Genomic DNA, 16,783 nt, shown 5'->3' with positions numbered 1-16,783 from the left:
TTTCAATCTGATTGAATCAGATCGGCGCTCCAAATCCTTTTATTTTAAATCATAAACCCTTTGCGATAATTTCGCGCGCCCGGTCAAGATCAGCCTGCGTATCAACGCCAAGTGGAACTGTTGTGACGATCTCGGCATCAATGCGCATTCCGTCTTCAAGCGCGCGAAGCTGCTCAAGCTTCTCGCGCTTTTCAAGGGTCGATGGGCCGATCTTCACAAAGCGTTCAAGCGCTGCTCGACGATAGGCATAAAGGCCAATGTGATGATAAAGTGGCCCATCGCCATAGGGGGCTGTGGCGCGCGTAAAATAGAGCGCGCGCAGACGCTCACCATTGTTCAAAGGCGAACCGACGATCTTGACGACATTCGGATTGACCTTTTCTTCTTCCAGCTTGATTTCAACACCAAGGGTCGCAATGTCTGCGGGACCGTCCTGCAAGGGACGCAATGCGCGACGAATGGTTTCCGGATCGATGGTTGGCAAATCGCCCTGCACATTGATGATGGCTTCCACCTCATTCGCCGGATCGAGTTTCTGAAGCGCTTCATAGATTCGATCCGAGCCCGATTCATGATCGCTGCGCGTCATGATCGCCTCATGACCATGCGCGATCACTGCGGCGAATATCTCATCACTGTCGGTTGCCACAACCGTGCGCCCCAGCGAGGCTGCCACAGCCCTTTCGGCCACATGCACGATCATCGGCTTGCCACAAATATCGGCGAGCGGCTTGTTCGGCAGCCGTGTGGAACCGAGCCGCGCCGGGATAAGTGTCAGGGTTTTCATCTTCTCAAGCATGATCGACTCTTGGTGTTTCATTGAAAGCAGCGGCCTTATGACGACCTTTATCTGCTCAATAAATGCAGCAAAAGTGTCAAAAAGTCACGGGTGCAGAACCACTTATAGGTGTTGCATCCCCCCCTTAAAAGACCTAGTTTCCGCCCGATGCCGGGGAGAGACTTGCCAGCCTTTCAACATAGGTTCTGCATGCCGGCTTTGGAGGGCGTTGAGTAGAGGGAGCGCTGACCGGCGATGAATTCAACCCGAACTAACAAGTTTATAATGGCTTTTCTGGCAACGGTTTTCGTTGTCATGACGACGGGCATTTTGTCCGATACGCTGTTTCATGCGCCAGCCCCTGAAAAGCCAGGTTTTATAATCGAAGCAACAGAGGCTTCGGCGGGCGGTGGTGCAGCAGCACCTGCCAAGGAAGAAGTGTCGATTGCAGTTCTGTTGCAATCCGCAGATGCTGCGCGCGGACAGAACGTTTTCAAGCGCTGCGCTGCGTGTCACACGGGTGAAAAAGGCGGTGCCAACAAGGTCGGACCACATCTTTGGGACGTACTGAACCGCCCGGCTGCATCTGTGGAAGGTTTCGGCTATTCGGCTGCGATGAAGGAATTTGGAGCTGCGGGTAACAAGTGGGATTATGAACATCTCAACAAGTTCCTGACCTCACCAAAGGGCTATATCAAAGGCACAGCCATGGGCTTTGCTGGCGACAAAAAGGACAATGAACGCGCTGATCTCATTGCTTATCTGCGTTCGCTTTCGGACAATCCGGCCCCGCTTCCAACCGTCGACGCGGCCCCTGCGAGTGAAGGTGAAAAGCCTGCGGAAGCAGCACCTGCCGAAGGTGGCGAAACACCGGCAGCGCCTGCACCAGCAGCCCCGGCAGAGCCTGCACCGGCTCCAGCCAATTAATCTTTGATGAAACAATGATAAAAACCGGGTTTCGACCCGGTTTTTTTATGAGCGTGCGGTCTGCTCAGATCAGACTTCTGCTCTGGCGACATGTTTTTTCAACTTGTGCCTTTCTTCCTCCGCAAAAAGCCATAAAACTTGCTCCCAATATATCCGAGACAAGAACGGAGATGCTGGATGAGAGCTTTTTGGGCGGGCGCGTTTGCAATTACGATGCTCACAGGAACGATGTTGAGCGGTACGGTTTCCAGCTCCTATGCCAATGATGCCGATCCGCAATGGCGCTATTCCTCCAGTCTGCTTGGAGAGCCCAAATATCCAGCCGATTTCAAACATTATGACTATGTGAACCCGGATGCACCCAAAGGCGGTGCACTCAACATGGTGGCGGTGGGCACATTCGACACGCTCAACCCCTATGTCATTCAGGGTGTTGCGGCGGCGGGCCTGTCAGATTTTGGCGGCGGCATGCTCTACGACACATTGATGAGTGATTCGCTCGATGAAGGATCGATCCAATATCCATTGATCGCGGAAGCGTTGCAGTATCCTGATGACTTCTCGTGGGTCAAATTTCGGCTCAATCCCAATGCCAAATGGCATGATGGCGAGCCGATCACCGTCGATGATGTGATCTGGTCATTTGAAGTGCTCAAAAAGCAGTCGCCCATGTATAACAAATATTATGGCGATGTTGAAAAGGCGGAAAAGACCGGCGACCACGAGGTCAAGTTCACCTTCTCGCAGACAGGCAATCGCGAACTGCCGCAGATTATGGGCCAGCTTGCCATTCTCCCCAAACACTGGTGGACGGGCAAGGATGCACAGGGCAAGCAGCGCGATGTAACCCGGCCGACACTGGAAATCCCGCTCGGCTCCAGTGCCTATAAGATCAAATCCGTGGTTCCGGGGCGCTCGATTATCTGGGAGCGCGCCGACGAATATTGGGGCAAAGACCTGCCGGTCAATGTCGGGCGCTATAATTTCAATGAAGTTCGCTACGAATATTATCTCAACGAAGATGCGACATGGGAAGCCTTCAAGAAAGGCGGACAATATGACTACCGGCTTGAAAACAGCGCCCGGCGCTGGGCTGAACAGTATGATTTCCCCGCTGTCAAACGGGGTGATGTGATCAGGAAATCCTTTCCCTATCATGCGGTCGGACGCATGCAGGGCTATTTCCTCAACACGCGCCTCGACAAGTTTCAGGACGTGAAAGTTCGCGAAGCACTGACCTATGCATTTGATTTTGAATCGATGAACCGCCTGCTGTTCTTCAATCAATATCAGCGCATCAATAGCTATTTTGCCGGCAACGAGCTGCATCTGAGTGGTGTTCCGACCCCTGAAGAACAAGCCATTCTCCAAAGCGTTCAGGATCAACTGCCAGCCGATGCACTGACCAAGGAATTCAAACTGCCTGTCTATGATACACCACAGGCGACACGCGACAATCTGCGCAAGGCGCTTGAGCTTTTTGGCGAGGCAGGCTGGAAATTGCAGGGCAACAAGCTCGTTGATGCAAAAGGCACGCAGTTCACAATCGAGTTTCTTGGCAAGGATCCGACCGATGAGCGGATTTACAATCCGTTTGCCGCAAGCCTGCGCAAGATCGGCATCAGTGCCACCGTTCGTATTGTCGACAGCGCGCAATATCAGGCCCGCGTCAATGATTTTGATTATGACGTTATAACTTCTGTTATGCCGCAGAGCGGATCACCTGGCAACGAACAGCGTGACATGTGGGGCTCGAAAGCTGCCGACCATAAAGGCAGCCGCAATTATGCCGGTATCAAAAACCCGGCAATCGACAAGCTGATTGATCGCGTTGTCTATGCCAAGGATCGTGCGGAACTGGTGGCTGCGACCCATGCGCTCGACCGTGCGCTTTTGTGGAATTATTACGTCATTCCGCAATGGTATTCCGACCATATCAATGTCGCTTACTGGAACAAATTCGGCATGCCTGAAACGCAACCCGACTATCTTGGGATTGACCCTTTCTCCTGGTGGGTGGGCCCTGCCAAGGAGGCAAAGCTCAAAAACAGCTCGAATTAAGGGGGCATATCGGCCATGCCGGGCTTACATCTCAATCGCCGTCATTTTCTCGGACTGACAGGCAGTGCTGCAATTGCGGCCTGCCTGCCGCAAACGGCTTTCGCAAAGCTTGCCACAGGCACCCCCCTGCATGGTCTGTCAGCCTTTGGCGATCTGAAATACCCGCCCGATTTCACGCATTTCGATTATGTCAATCCCGATGCGCCAAAGGGTGGCACCTTCACACTGGCACCCAATACGTGGGTCTGGAACCAGAACACGCAGACATTTAACACCCTCAACACCCTGACGTTCAAAGGCGATGCGCCGCCGCGCATGGAGCTAACCTTTGACAGTCTGATGGCTCCGGCGCTTGATGAACCGGATTCGGTTTACGGTCTGATTGCGCAAAGCGTTACGCTTTCTAAAGATCGTCAGAAATGTCTCTTCCGGCTGCGCAAAGAAGCGCGCTTTCACGACGGTTCGCCCATCGAAGCCAAGGACGTCGTTTTCACTTATGAGATGCTCAAAAAGAAAGGCCATCCACTGATCCGGCAGGTGCTCTCAGCACTCGAAACGATCAAAGAAATCGGCCCACACGACGTGAGCATGCACTTTGCTTCCGGTCGTGGGCCCAGCGCTGTTCTCAATGCAGTGACATTGCCGATATTGTCGAAAGACTGGTTCAAAGATCGGGATTTCGAGGCGGCCAGCATGGAAGCCATCCTTGGATCAGGCGCTTATCGCGTCGGTCCAATCACGGCCGGACAGCTTATCGAATATGAGCGGGTCGAGGATTATTGGGCGAAAGATTTGCCGGTTGCGCGTGGTTCAGCCAACTTTGATCGTATCCGCATTGAGTTTTATCGCGACCGTCAACCGGAATTTGAAGCCTTCAAAAAAGGTAATATTGATTTCCGGCAGGAAAGCGTTTCAAAGACCTGGGCAACAGCCTATGATTTCCCTGCCATTCAACAAAACAAGATCATCAAGCGCACGTTCCCAAAAGAAAAAAGTCCACTCATGCAGGCATGGGCGCTCAATCAGCGGCGGGAGCGTTTTCGCGATCCGCGGGTGCGCGAGGCAATCAATCTGTGCTTTGACTTTGAATGGACCAATGCAAACCTCTTCTATTCGACCTATGAACGCTCGCAATCCTGTTTCAACGGCTCAGATTTTCAGGCGGTCGGATTGCCCACGCAAGATGAGATGAAAGTGCTTGAGCGCTATCGTGGCAAAATTCCCGAAGCGGCCTTTGGGGATGCTGCTCTCATGCCGGTTTCCGATGGCTCTGGGCGCGACCGCAAGCAGTTTTCACGCGCCATCGCCCTGCTCGAAGAGGCGGGTTTTGTGCGCAAGAATGGCCAGTTCCATAGCAAGAATGGCGAAAAGCTCTCGCTTGAGCTTCTCAGCAATTCGGAGAGTTTCTCCCGCATCTATAATCCCTTCGTGCAGAAAATGCGGGCCATTGGCATTGATGCGAGCCTCAGACTGGTGGATTCCAGCCAATATCAGGCGCGCATGCAGGATTTCGATTTCGATCTTGTCGGCATCGCCATGCAATTTGGTGCAACGCCCACCAAAGAATCGCTTGCGTCCATGTTCGGGTCAGAAGCTGCAAAAACACCGGGCAGCTATAATCTTTCGGGCACATCAGACGCAATGATCGACGCCCTGATTGATGATGTTGGCAATGTTTCCACGCGCGAAGAGCTGGTTGCAACAATCCGGGTGCTGGATCGGTACTTGCGTATCCGGCTCGAGTGGATTCCAAATTGGACTGTCGCGAATCACCTGGTCGCCTATTGGGATCGTTTTGGTTTCAAGGAGCCAAAGCCCGATTATGGCTTTCCGGTTGAGACGCTGTGGTGGATTGATCAGAAGAAAGTGGAAGCTGTTGGCAAGCCGTAACAACAAACTGAACATGCGGAGCATTGAGAGCTGATGGGCGCTTATATTTTACGCCGCCTGCTTTTGATGATCCCGACCATCCTCGGCATTATGGCCATATCTTTTGCCGTGGTTCAGTTTGCACCCGGTGGGCCGGTTGAGCGCGTCATTGCGCAGCTTTCCGGTCAGGGTGGCGATGCGCTGGATCGCCTTTCCGGTGGTGGCGGCGATTTTGGTCAAAGCAATATGGACAGCGGTTCGTCCAGCTCCAAATATCGCGGTGCGCAGGGATTGGATCCACAATTCATTGCCGATCTGGAAAAGCAGTTCGGCTTCGACAAGCCGCCGCTGGAACGCTTTGGCCAGATGCTGTGGAACTATATGCGTTTTGATTTCGGGCGCAGCTATTTCCGCGATATCAGCGTGATCGACCTCATCAAGGAAAAGATGCCGGTCTCAATTTCGCTTGGACTTTGGCTCACCTTCCTGTCCTATCTGATCTCGATCCCGCTTGGCATTCGCAAGGCGATCAAGGAAGGGACGCGCTTTGACACCTGGACCAGCGCGATCATCATTGTCGGTTATGCCATTCCGAGCTTTCTGTTTGCGATCCTCTTGATCGTGCTTTTTGCCGGCGGCTCGTTCTTAGACTGGTTTCCGCTGCGTGGCCTCACCTCGCCTGATTTTGCGCAAATGTCATTTTGGGCCAAGATTGGCGATTATCTCTGGCACATGGTTCTGCCGGTTACAGCCCTGGTGCTCTCGGCTTTTGCCACAACCACACTCTTGACCAAGAACTCGTTTCTGGAAGAAATCCGCAAGCAATATGTGACGACCGCGCGCGCCAAGGGGCTGACCGAAAATCAGGTGCTTTATCGCCATGTGTTCCGCAATGCGATGCTGATCGTGATTGCCGGTTTTCCGGGAGCGTTCATTTCTGCCTTCTTTACCGGCTCATTGCTGATCGAAACCATCTTCTCGCTCGACGGGCTGGGGCTGCTTGGCTACCAGTCGATCATCAATCGCGATTATCCGGTTGTGTTTGCCACCTTGTTTATTTTCTCGCTGATCGGCCTGCTCGTCGGTCTTCTGTCCGATCTGATGTATACATGGATCGATCCGCGGATCGACTTTGACCGGAGGGATGTGTGATGACCGACACCACTCTTACCCCTCAAGCAAAGCGTGTTAAACGTCCATTTCTTTCGCCGCTCAACCGCCGCCGCTGGCAGAATTTCAAGGCCAATAAGCGCGGTTACTGGTCGCTGTGGATTTTCCTGTTTCTGCTGGTCGCAGCCCTTTGTTCCGAGTTCATTGCCAATGACAAGCCAATCCTTGTTTCCTACAAGGGCGAGCTGCTGGCGCCGGTTTTTGTCGATTACCCGGAAGAAAAATTCGGCGGCTTTTATGCCGTCACCGATTATCGCGATCCGGTGATACAGGAAGAGATCAACGCCAATGGCTGGGCGCTCTGGCCACCGGTGCGTTATTCCTACAACACCGTCAATAACGACATTCCAGAGGCTGCCCCCTCAAAACCATTCTGGCTTTATACGCAAGAACAGCGCTGCCAGCGCTATCCGCTCGGCGTCAATGATCCCAATTGCATTATCGGCAATTTCAACTGGCTTGGCACCGACGATCAGGCGCGTGACGTGTTCGCACGCGCGCTTTACGGCTTTCGCATATCGGTGCTGTTTGGTCTCATCCTCACCTTCTTCTCGGCAATCATTGGCGTGAGCGCCGGTGCCGTGCAGGGTTATTTCGGTGGCTGGGTCGACCTCATTTTCCAGCGGGTGATCGAAATCTGGTCGTCCATCCCGGTTCTTTATCTGCTTTTGATCATTGCCGCGATTTTGCCACCCGGATTCTGGGTCTTGCTGGGCATCATGCTGCTGTTTTCATGGGTGGCCTTTGTCGGCGTTGTCCGGGCCGAATTCCTGCGCGCGCGAAACTTTGAATATGTGAATGCAGCCCGCGCGCTTGGCGTGAAAAACGCCACCATCATGTGGCGGCATCTTTTGCCAAATGCCATGGTCGCAACACTCACCTTCCTGCCCTTCATCCTCAATGGCTCAATCACAACACTGACGTCGCTCGACTTCCTTGGTTTTGGTCTGCCGCCGGGTTCGGCCTCGCTTGGTGAATTGCTCGCACAGGGCAAGAACAATCTTCAGGCGCCATGGCTTGGGATTACCGGCTTTGTGGTGATCTCGGTCATGCTCTCGCTGCTCATTTTCATCGGTGAAGCCACCCGTGATGCATTCGATCCACGAAAGGCGTTTCAATGAGTGGGTCCATGAACAAGCCGTTGCTCTCTGTGCGTGATCTTTCGGTCGCCTTCCGCCAGAATGGTGAAGAACGCATTTCCGTCGACCGCGTTTCCTTCGATATAAGACAGGGGGAAACAGTCGCACTTGTCGGTGAATCCGGTTCCGGTAAGTCGGTTTCGGCACTCTCCATCCTGAAGCTTCTGCCTTATCCGTCAGCCAGTCACCCATCAGGGGAAATTCTGTTTGACGGCAAGGATCTGATGAAGGCTCAGGAGCCCGAATTGCGGCGCGTGCGCGGCAATGATGTCACCATGATCTTTCAGGAGCCGATGACTTCGCTCAATCCGCTGCACACGGTCGAGCGGCAGATTGCTGAAATCCTGAAAATGCATCAGGGCATGGGGGATCAGGCGGCGCGCGCGCGCACGCTGGCGCTTTTGCATGAAGTGGGCATTCGCGATCCTGAAAAACGCCTTGCCTCCTTCCCGCACCAGCTTTCAGGTGGCCAACGGCAGCGCGTTATGATCGCCATGGCGCTCGCCAACAAGCCGAAGCTGCTGATTGCCGATGAGCCGACAACCGCCCTTGATGTGACCGTACAGGCGCAGATTTTGCAGCTTCTTGCGGACCTTAAAGAATCGCAGGGCATGTCGATGCTCTTCATCACCCATGATCTCGGTATCGTGCGCAAGATCGCCGACCGTGTCTGCGTGATGAGCAAGGGCAAGATTGTCGAAACGGGTCCAACGCGCGAAATTTTTGATAATCCGCAGCACGACTATACCAAGCATCTCTTGGCGGCTGAACCAAAGGGCGAACCGCCACTGGCTGATCTTTCTGCCAAAACGGTGATGGAAGGCAAGGATGTCCGCGTCTGGTTCCCGATCAAAAAGGGGTTTCTGCGCAAGACCGTCGATCATGCGAAAGCCGTCGATGGCATCGACGTGACACTGCGCGCCGGCCAGACGCTTGGCGTGGTGGGTGAATCGGGTTCAGGCAAAACAACACTGGGTCTCGCCCTGTCGCGCATGATTTCATCCAAAGGCGAAATCCGCTTCGAGGGGCGCGACATTGCGCAGTTCAGCTTCAAGGATATGCGCCCGTTGCGCCGGGAAATGCAGATCGTGTTTCAGGACCCGTTCGGCTCGTTAAGCCCACGCATGACCATTGCCGATATCATTGCCGAAGGTCTTCTGGTGCATGAGCCAAGGCTTTCGGCGGATGCGCGCGACGAACGTGTGGTGGCAGCCCTTAAGGAAGTGAACCTTGATCCTGAAACCCGCTTTCGCTATCCGCATGAATTTTCAGGCGGCCAGCGCCAGCGCATCGCGATTGCACGCGCCATGGTGCTTAACCCGAAATTCGTGATGCTCGACGAGCCAACCTCAGCGCTTGATATGAGCGTGCAGGCGCAGGTGGTCGATCTTTTGCGCGCATTGCAAAAGAAGCATGATCTCGCTTATCTTTTCATCAGTCACGATCTGAAAGTGGTGCGGGCACTGGCCAATGATGTGCTGGTGATGCGCAATGGCAAGGCAGTCGAATATGGAACCTCGCAGGAAGTCTTTGCCAATCCCAAAACCGACTATACAAAAGCGTTGATGGCGGCAGCCTTCCACATGGAGACGACCACTTCGGGAGGAGTAAAACAATGACAGGCAAGAATGATAAAAACATTCTTCTCGCACTCACCAATTGGGATCCGGCGATCTGGATCGACAGTTTCAAGGCGCATGGGCCGGATCGCAGTGTGGTGACAGAACGCACAGACAACGACCCAAGCATCGAATATGCGCTTGTCTGGAAGCAGAAGCCCGGTTCACTGACAAATCTGCCCAATCTCAAAGTGATATTCTCGCTGGGTGCTGGCGTCGATCATGTCTTTCATGATCCCCATATTCCTGATGTGCCGCTGGTGCGTGTCATTTCAGATGATCTCACCATGCGCATGACAGAATATGCCGTCTGGCAGGTGCTTGACCATCACCGGCTTGGTGCAAGCTATCGCAAGCAGCAGAAAAACCATGTCTGGCACGAAGACCCGCGCCAGCCAGCAGCCCATGAAGTCACCGTCGGTATCATGGGGCTCGGTGTTTTGGGCCGCGATGCAGCCGAGAAACTAAAAACGCTCGGCTTCAATGTAACGGGCTGGAGCCGCCGTCCGCAGGAAATCGACGGCATTCAGACCTTCAACGGCAAGGAAGGCTTTGCGCGCTTTCTCAAGACTGCCGATATTTTCGTCTGCCTTCTGCCTTTGACGCCCGACACCAAGGGCATCCTGTCCATGAGCATGTTTGCGCAATTGAAAAGCGACGGACCGCTGGGCGCGCCTGTGCTGATCAACGCTGGTCGTGGCGGCTTGCAGAACGAAGCCGATATTCTGGCAGCGCTTGATCGTGGCTTGCTTTCCGCAGTCACGCTTGATGTGTTCAATCAGGAGCCATTGCCAACCGATAGCCCGCTGTGGACGCATCCGAAAGTCACAATCACCCCACATGCGGCTGCGAGTTCATCAGCCAGTGCAATCGTTCCGCAGATCATCCGGCAGATCGAAGCCTTTGAACGCGATGGAACGCTGGAAAACGTGGTCGATCGCGCCACACAATATTAAAAGATTAACCGGCTAATTACGATGCGCAATGTCTTTGCGCATCGTGATTGATGTTGTGCGGTTATAGCCGGGATGCGCAGTCTCAGCGGTTAAACGATAGCCCAGCTTTTCAAAAACCACGCGGTTGCGTATCAGCTCAATGCGCACCTGAAGCTCGATCACCGGCTTACCCCGCGCAACAGCTGTCTTATCAGCCTGTTCCATCAGCTTGCGACCAATGCCCTGCCCTTCCAGCGCTGGTGCCACCGCAAGTTTGCCGAGATAAAAATGGTCATGCTTTTCTTTGATAAACACGCATCCAGCCAGTTCGTCACCAAGAAAGGCTGCAAAGCCCTGTTCATCGCGGGCCTTGATCTTAAGGTTTTCAACCGTCTGCAGATGCACGGATGATGGCGGATCGATGATGCCATCCATATAGGCGAAACTGTCGCGAACGAGCGTCAAAAGGGCGTTCCAGCGGTCGAAGTCGGGGCCAATCGCAATCATGCGAAGCTGTGTCATTTCGGTTTGCGCGCCTTGTATCGGATGGTTTCGAAACGCACATTCAAGGCGTTGTAAAGCAGAAGCCGACCGATCAGCGGCTCGCCAATTCCTGTTACCAGTTTGATGACTTCCATCGCCTGCAAACTGCCGATAACGCCCGGCAACACACCAAGAATACCAGCCTGCGCGCATGTGGGCACAGTCCCAGGCGGTGGCATATCGGGGAAGAGATCGCGATAGGATGGGTTTTGTGTGCCGTCAGCACCTTGCCTATAAGGCATAAGAACAGTGACGGTGCCATCAAAACGGCCCATCGCACCGGTGACCAGCGGGCGTTCGGCCACGGCACAGGCATCAGCCAAAGCATACCGCGTGGCAAAATTATCAGAACCATCGACAACCACGTCGTAATCGCCGATCAGGGCCTGCGCATTTTCGGCATTAAGCCGCAAGGCGTGCGTTTGAACATGCACATGCGGATTGATACGCGCGATGGATGCCTTTGCACTCTCCACCTTCGCCAGCCCGACACTGTCTGTATCGTGGATCACCTGCCTTTGCAGATTTGACAGCGAAACCGTATCGTCATCGACAAGACCGAGTGTGCCAATGCCTGCCGCCGCCAGATATTGCAGCACAGGCGCACCAAGGCCACCGGCCCCCAAAACCAGAACACGGGCGGCTTTCAGCTTCTGCTGGCCCGGCCCGCCAACTTCCGGCAGCACGATATGGCGCGCATAGCGCTCCAATTCTTCCGATGAAAAAGGCTTTGATGATGCATTCATAATGGCTCAACATAAGCCCGCGCAAATGCGCTGTCAGCGACTATTTTCAGATTTTTGTCAGTTGGCCCGCCGCCACATTGAAAAACTGCGCATCGCCTTCCAGCGCCTCAAAAAGCGATCGGTCAGTGCCAGTCATGAATGCCTGCCCGCCAAGATCGTCAAGGATGCCGAACAGCGCTGCACGGCGTCCGGTATCAAGATGAGCAGCAATCTCATCAAGCAGAAGAATCGGTGCCATGCCGGACAATTCTCCCGTTAGTCTTGCATGTGCCAGAATAAGGCCGATCAGCAGTGCTTTCTGCTCACCCGTTGAACAAAGGGCTGCGGGCATCGATTTGGGCCGATGCTGGACGATGAGATCGGTTCGATGCGGGCCTTCGAGTGTGCGCCCCGCGGCGCGATCGCGCGCACGGCCATCGCGCAACGTGCGGCGAAAATCCTCTTCCAGATCAAGGGCTGCTTCCAGAGCGATTCGCTGTTCCAGCGATCCTTCGAGAAAACAATCTGCCTTGGGGAAAGGGCCATCTGTCGGCAGACGCTCAATCATCGCCGCGATCAGCCGCATGCCTTCTGCGCGTGCTGCCGCAATGGCAATGCCCAGTTCCGCCATCTGGCTTTCAATCGCATCAAGCCATTGCGTGTCACCATTGCCATCACTGAGCAGACGATTGCGCGCGCGCATGGCCTTTTCATAATCGAGCACCCGCTTGCCGTGGCCCGTGTCAATGGCCAGCACCATGCGGTCGAGAAACCGCCGCCGGTCCGAGGCGCCACCGGTAAACAGCCCATCCATGGACGGCACAACCCACAACACGCGTGCATAATCAAGCAACTCATCGCCCGATGCGGCTATGCCATTGATGCGGACCTTGCGGCCACCTTCGCCCCCGCCTGTCGTACCCGTGCCGATTTCAGCGTCGCCATAGATCATGCAGTCAAGTGCTGCATGAATGGCAAAGCCGTCATGGCTCCCCGCGCGCGCCACATCATCATAGGATGCGCGGCGCAGCCCCCTCCCCGGAGACAGAAACGACAAAGCCTCAATCAGATTGGTTTTGCCCGAACCGTTTTCACCGGTCAGCACCACATGGCCGGGGCCAAGCGGCAGCGCAAGCTCCGCATAATTGCGGAAACTGACAAGTTTAAGCCGCCGGACCGAAACTCGATCCGGGCGGCTTATATTGGATTCAGACATGCTCACGGCCGGTTTACAGATCCTAGACGCGCATCGGCATCAAAACATAAAGCACATCTTCATCGCCGGTATCGCGCACAAGCGTCGGAGAGCCTGCATCGGCCAGCATGAAGACTGCATCGGTGCCTGAAAGCTGGCTTGTAATGTCGAGCAGATATTTCGAGTTGAAACCAATCTCAATCGGGTCAGCATCGTAATCGGCAGCCAGTTCGTCAGTCGCACTGCCCGAATCGGGATTGTTGACGGTAAGCGTCAACTGACCATCGGCAATCGAAAGCTTTACCGCACGGCCACGCTCGCTTGAAATGGTCGAAACACGATCAACGGAGGCTGCAAAATCCTGACGGCTGATGGTGAGCTTCTTGTCATTGCCCGATGGAATCACCCGCTGGTAATCCGGGAATGTCCCGTCGATCAGCTTGGAGGTCAGAACGACAGAACCAACAGTGAAGCGAATCTTTGCATCCGAAAGTTCAACCGAAACGACCGTATCCGGCGCGTCGACGAGCTTCTGGAGTTCCGCAACCGTTTTGCGCGGAATGATGATGCCTGGCATGCCCTCAGTACCCGAAGGGGCTTCCAGTTCAGCGCGCGCAAGACGGTGACCATCGGTTGCAACAGCGCGCAGCTTGAGCGCTCCATCGCTTTCAATGGCATGGAAATAAATGCCGTTGAGATAATAACGGGTTTCTTCCGTCGAAATCGCAAACTGCGTGCGATCAATCAGGCGCTTTAAGGCCTGCGCATCAATGCGGAACGTATGCGTGAAAGAACCCGAAGTCAGTTCCGGGAAATCCGACTGTGGCAGGCATTGCAGGCGGAAGGACGACTTGCCCGAAACCACCGACATGGAACCGCCATCTGGGTTCGTCGACAGCATGACTTCCGCACCATCGGGCAGCTTGCGCACGATATCATAAAGAAGATGCGCCGGAACGGTGGTGGCTCCCGCCTGTTCGACCATGGCAGCGGTCGCTTCATTGACCTCGAGATCAAGGTCCGTTGCCTTGAGGGCAAGGCTTGCGCCTTCGGCCTGCAAAAGCACGTTCGACAGGATAGGAATCGTGTTGCGACGTTCGACAACGCGATGCACATGATTGAGGGATTTAAGAAGGTTTGACCGTTCCAGGGTTACACGCATATTGAAACGCACTCGCTCTCTAGGACTGGGCAACCGCGCAACGGGCAGACGCCCCTATCAATAAGGCACCTGTGGCGCCAGAAGGTTTGCTAAAGTGGCAGATTTTTGAGGCGAAAAGCAAGCCCACGCCGCGTCTCAAATCGACACAGCGCAGGCTTTTTAACTCATTTCTATCGATCAGGCGGCCTGATCGTTGATCAGACGCTTGAGAAGCTCAAGTTCCTGCGCAAGCTTGCCATCGGCACCGACCAGGTCTTCAATCTTGCGCACGGCATGAAGCACGGTTGTATGGTCACGTCCGCCAAAACGGCGACCGATTTCCGGCAGCGAGCGCGGGGTCAGCATCTTGGCAAGATACATCGCAACCTGACGCGGCTTGACAATGGTGCGCGTACGGCGGTTCGACAGCAGATCCTGTTTGGAAACATTGTAGTGACGTGCAACAATGCGCTGAATTTCTTCAATGCGGATGCGCTTTGGCTCACCAACGCGGGTCAGATGGCCCAGCAGTTCATCAACACGGTCGATGGAGAGATTAGGCTCGAACGACTGGCGGAACAGAAGCTGGTTGAAAGCGCCTTCCAGCTCACGGCCCGATCCGGTGACGGTGCGGGCAACATGGGTAAGGATTTCATCCTGAATGTTGAGGCTTGGATCTTCCACCTGTGCGGCAGTCAGGCGGCGACGCAGCATTTCAACGCGCATTTCGTAATCCGGCGCTGCAACTTCGAGAGCCACACCACCCTGAAGACGCGAACGAACGCGGACATCAAGCGATTCCAATTCCGATGGTGGGCGATCTGCTGCCACAACCACCTGCTTGGCGCTGTCGAGCAGCGTGTTGAGCAAATGACAGAACTCGTGCTGGATCGATTTCCCCTGCAGGAATTGCATGTCGTCAATGACCAGCAGATCGATATCGCGCAACTGTTCCTTGAACGAGAGCGCATTGTTGTCGCGAATGGCGGTTGCAAAGCGCCACATGAAATATTCGGCCGTCAGATAAACAACACGTGCCTTTTCCTGACGCTGCAAAGCTGCGGCGGCAATGGCCTGCAAAAGATGCGTCTTGCCAAGACCAACGGATGCATGAATGAAAAGCGGGTTGAAGCGCACGGCACTTGAGCCTGCTTCTGCAATGGTGCGGGCGGCGGCAAGAGCCACGCGGTTGGAAGCACCATCGATAAAAGAATCAAACGTATAACGCGGGTCGAGGGGAGAGCCGAGAACCGCGCCTGATGCCGATTCGGCGACGACTGTGGAGCCGCGCTTGTCAGCGCTGGGCTGACCGACCGGGAAAACCACCTTTTCGCGTATTGCAGCCGGCGACTTTGCTTCGTTGGCTTCACTGGTTTCAGCAGGTGCTTGCGCACGAACCACCCGGCTCACGCCGCGCACGACCACTTCAACTTTCAGAATCTGCGGGTTTTCTTCCTGCCAGAGTTCCGTCAGCAATTCGGAATAATGATTGTTGATCCATGAGCGAAGGAAAGCTGTCGGAACGGACAGGCGGACAACGCTTTTGGAGAGATCGTCCAGTTTCAGGCGGCCAAACCAGCTTGAGTAAATCTCGCTGCCAACGCGCGCCTTGAGCTTTGCCGTCAGACGATCAAAAACGTCATCGCTGACGCCAGTATCAGCACTCACCATGAGGCTTGTGTCTTTTCCTTTAGCAGAAGATCCATGGATACGGTTCGCATGCGCATCATCACCCATCGTTGCCGTCGACTTACCAGTCATCATTGCCATCATCTCGCCTGCCTTCACATTCTTACGCGCCATTTTTGCGGCGCTTGTCGTTATTTCCCGCATAGGTCCGCCTGATCTTTTGATCCGGTCGCCTCGCAGGTACACATTTTAACTCAAGCCCTCACGGGAAGGGCCAAACACAAACTCAAACAGTCCACGCTTCGAACACATGCCATGGACCAACCCCCGGACGCTCCTTTTCGGTTACGCGTCGACTCACAAAATCCTTGCTCAAAGCTGATTGCCCGGAACGGGTCTTGCGACAACCATTCAATTGACGAAGATGCGCCTAAAACAGCATTCCGGTTAATGAATGGTAAGCACCCCCATAAGAGACAAACATAACAGGAACAGGACCTTAGACACAGAACTAAGCATTCGCGGAGGAACATTCCGCGCCAATATAGAACAAATTTTAATGCTAACTCTGAGCCGTGGCCCACCTCTCTTGAGCCCTGACTTTAACGAAGCCTTGTGGCAAAGAGCAAGTCTAAGAATTGCTGTTTTTTCTTCAATTAAGGCTTGCATGGCCTGCAAACGCGACCGGAGAATCGGGCATCAAAGAAATAACACCTTTGGATTCAATGTGTTTTGATTGCTGATTTTTTAGACGGCCACTGTCTGTTCTCCTAGGAAAATAATTTTTAATAATTTGCTTGACTCAAACCCGCTTCCGAGTCCTTCGGCACGCCTGTGGATAAGTGTGGATAATGCCTCACAAGCTTTTGAAAAAGAAAGGGAAATTGCACCAGTCACTTTCTGGAACACTGCGAAATTTTACGAATTAATTGCATAATTAATACAGAGCGGTGCCGGCTCAAACATATCAGCGCATTCCTTAAAATCATTCCAAAAAGAAAAACCCGGCTAACAATGAGCCGGGTTTCTAAAACCTGATTTTAATTTCAGGA

Annotated in this window: 13 protein-coding genes; 7 read left to right on the top strand and 6 right to left on the bottom strand. The window is 54.1% G+C overall.

Annotation, left to right across the window (positions count from 1 at the left end; all coding sequences use genetic code 11):
• Positions 1–49 precede the first annotated feature (49 nt).
• Positions 50–799, bottom strand: coding sequence for a 3-deoxy-manno-octulosonate cytidylyltransferase (locus tag ABE530_RS00380; protein ID WP_499693256.1), 750 nt, complete (start codon positions 797–799; stop codon positions 50–52).
• Between the two features lie 234 nt (positions 800–1,033).
• Between ABE530_RS00380 and ABE530_RS00375 the strand changes: the two genes are divergently transcribed.
• From ABE530_RS00375 to ABE530_RS00345, 7 genes are all read left to right on the top strand, one after another.
• A complete protein-coding gene (locus ABE530_RS00375) occupies positions 1,034–1,705 on the top strand; it encodes a c-type cytochrome (protein WP_499693255.1) in 672 nt (223 codons plus the stop codon).
• 177 nt (positions 1,706–1,882) lie between these two features.
• Positions 1,883–3,766, top strand: a complete 1,884-nt coding sequence (locus ABE530_RS00370) for an extracellular solute-binding protein (protein WP_499693254.1) — start codon at positions 1,883–1,885, stop codon at positions 3,764–3,766.
• A gap of 15 nt (positions 3,767–3,781) precedes the next feature.
• Positions 3,782–5,656, top strand: a complete 1,875-nt coding sequence (locus ABE530_RS00365) for an extracellular solute-binding protein (RefSeq protein ID WP_499693253.1) — start codon at positions 3,782–3,784, stop codon at positions 5,654–5,656.
• A 33-nt stretch (positions 5,657–5,689) separates the two neighbouring features.
• Positions 5,690–6,787, top strand: a complete 1,098-nt coding sequence (locus ABE530_RS00360) for a microcin C ABC transporter permease YejB (RefSeq protein ID WP_265982594.1) — start codon at positions 5,690–5,692, stop codon at positions 6,785–6,787.
• Positions 6,787–7,926: an ABC transporter permease gene (locus ABE530_RS00355; protein ID WP_265982592.1), complete on the top strand. Its 1,140-nt coding sequence runs from the start codon at positions 6,787–6,789 to the stop codon at positions 7,924–7,926. Before ABE530_RS00360 ends, ABE530_RS00355 begins: the two co-directional genes overlap by 1 nt.
• 8 nt (positions 7,927–7,934) lie before the next feature.
• On the top strand, positions 7,935–9,563 hold the full coding sequence (locus ABE530_RS00350) for an ABC transporter ATP-binding protein (RefSeq protein WP_499693252.1): 1,629 nt from the start codon (positions 7,935–7,937) through the stop codon (positions 9,561–9,563).
• Positions 9,560–10,519, top strand: a complete 960-nt coding sequence (locus ABE530_RS00345) for a 2-hydroxyacid dehydrogenase (RefSeq protein ID WP_499693251.1) — start codon at positions 9,560–9,562, stop codon at positions 10,517–10,519. The genes ABE530_RS00350 and ABE530_RS00345 overlap by 4 nt, the downstream gene beginning before the upstream one ends.
• A 12-nt stretch (positions 10,520–10,531) precedes the next feature.
• Here ABE530_RS00345 and ABE530_RS00340 read toward each other — a convergent pair whose 3' ends face one another.
• From ABE530_RS00340 to dnaA, 5 genes are all read right to left on the bottom strand, one after another.
• Positions 10,532–11,020: a GNAT family N-acetyltransferase gene (locus ABE530_RS00340; protein ID WP_499693250.1), complete on the bottom strand. Its 489-nt coding sequence runs from the start codon at positions 11,018–11,020 to the stop codon at positions 10,532–10,534.
• Positions 11,017–11,787, bottom strand: a complete 771-nt coding sequence (locus ABE530_RS00335) for a molybdopterin-synthase adenylyltransferase MoeB (protein ID WP_499693249.1) — start codon at positions 11,785–11,787, stop codon at positions 11,017–11,019. The genes ABE530_RS00340 and ABE530_RS00335 overlap by 4 nt, the downstream gene beginning before the upstream one ends.
• Positions 11,788–11,833: 46 nt before the next feature.
• Positions 11,834–12,982 carry a DNA replication/repair protein RecF gene (gene recF, locus ABE530_RS00330; protein ID WP_499693248.1) on the bottom strand — a complete coding sequence of 383 codons (1,149 nt, stop codon included), beginning with the start codon at positions 12,980–12,982 and terminating at the stop codon, positions 11,834–11,836.
• Positions 12,983–13,004: 22 nt separating this feature from the next.
• The gene (gene dnaN, locus ABE530_RS00325) at positions 13,005–14,123 is read right to left on the bottom strand and encodes a DNA polymerase III subunit beta (protein WP_265982586.1); all 1,119 of its coding nucleotides are present in this window, start codon (positions 14,121–14,123) and stop codon (positions 13,005–13,007) included.
• Positions 14,124–14,300: 177 nt separating this feature from the next.
• Positions 14,301–15,866, bottom strand: coding sequence for a chromosomal replication initiator protein DnaA (gene dnaA, locus ABE530_RS00320; RefSeq protein WP_499693645.1), 1,566 nt, complete (start codon positions 15,864–15,866; stop codon positions 14,301–14,303).
• Positions 15,867–16,783: the final 917 nt, after the last annotated feature.

It is taken from the genome of Brucella sp. TWI559 (assembly GCF_039674265.1).
GTDB lineage: Bacteria > Pseudomonadota > Alphaproteobacteria > Rhizobiales > Rhizobiaceae > Brucella > Brucella chromiisoli.
Note: the sequence above shows the minus strand (reverse complement) of the source record. Positions and strands in the feature narration are given on the sequence as shown.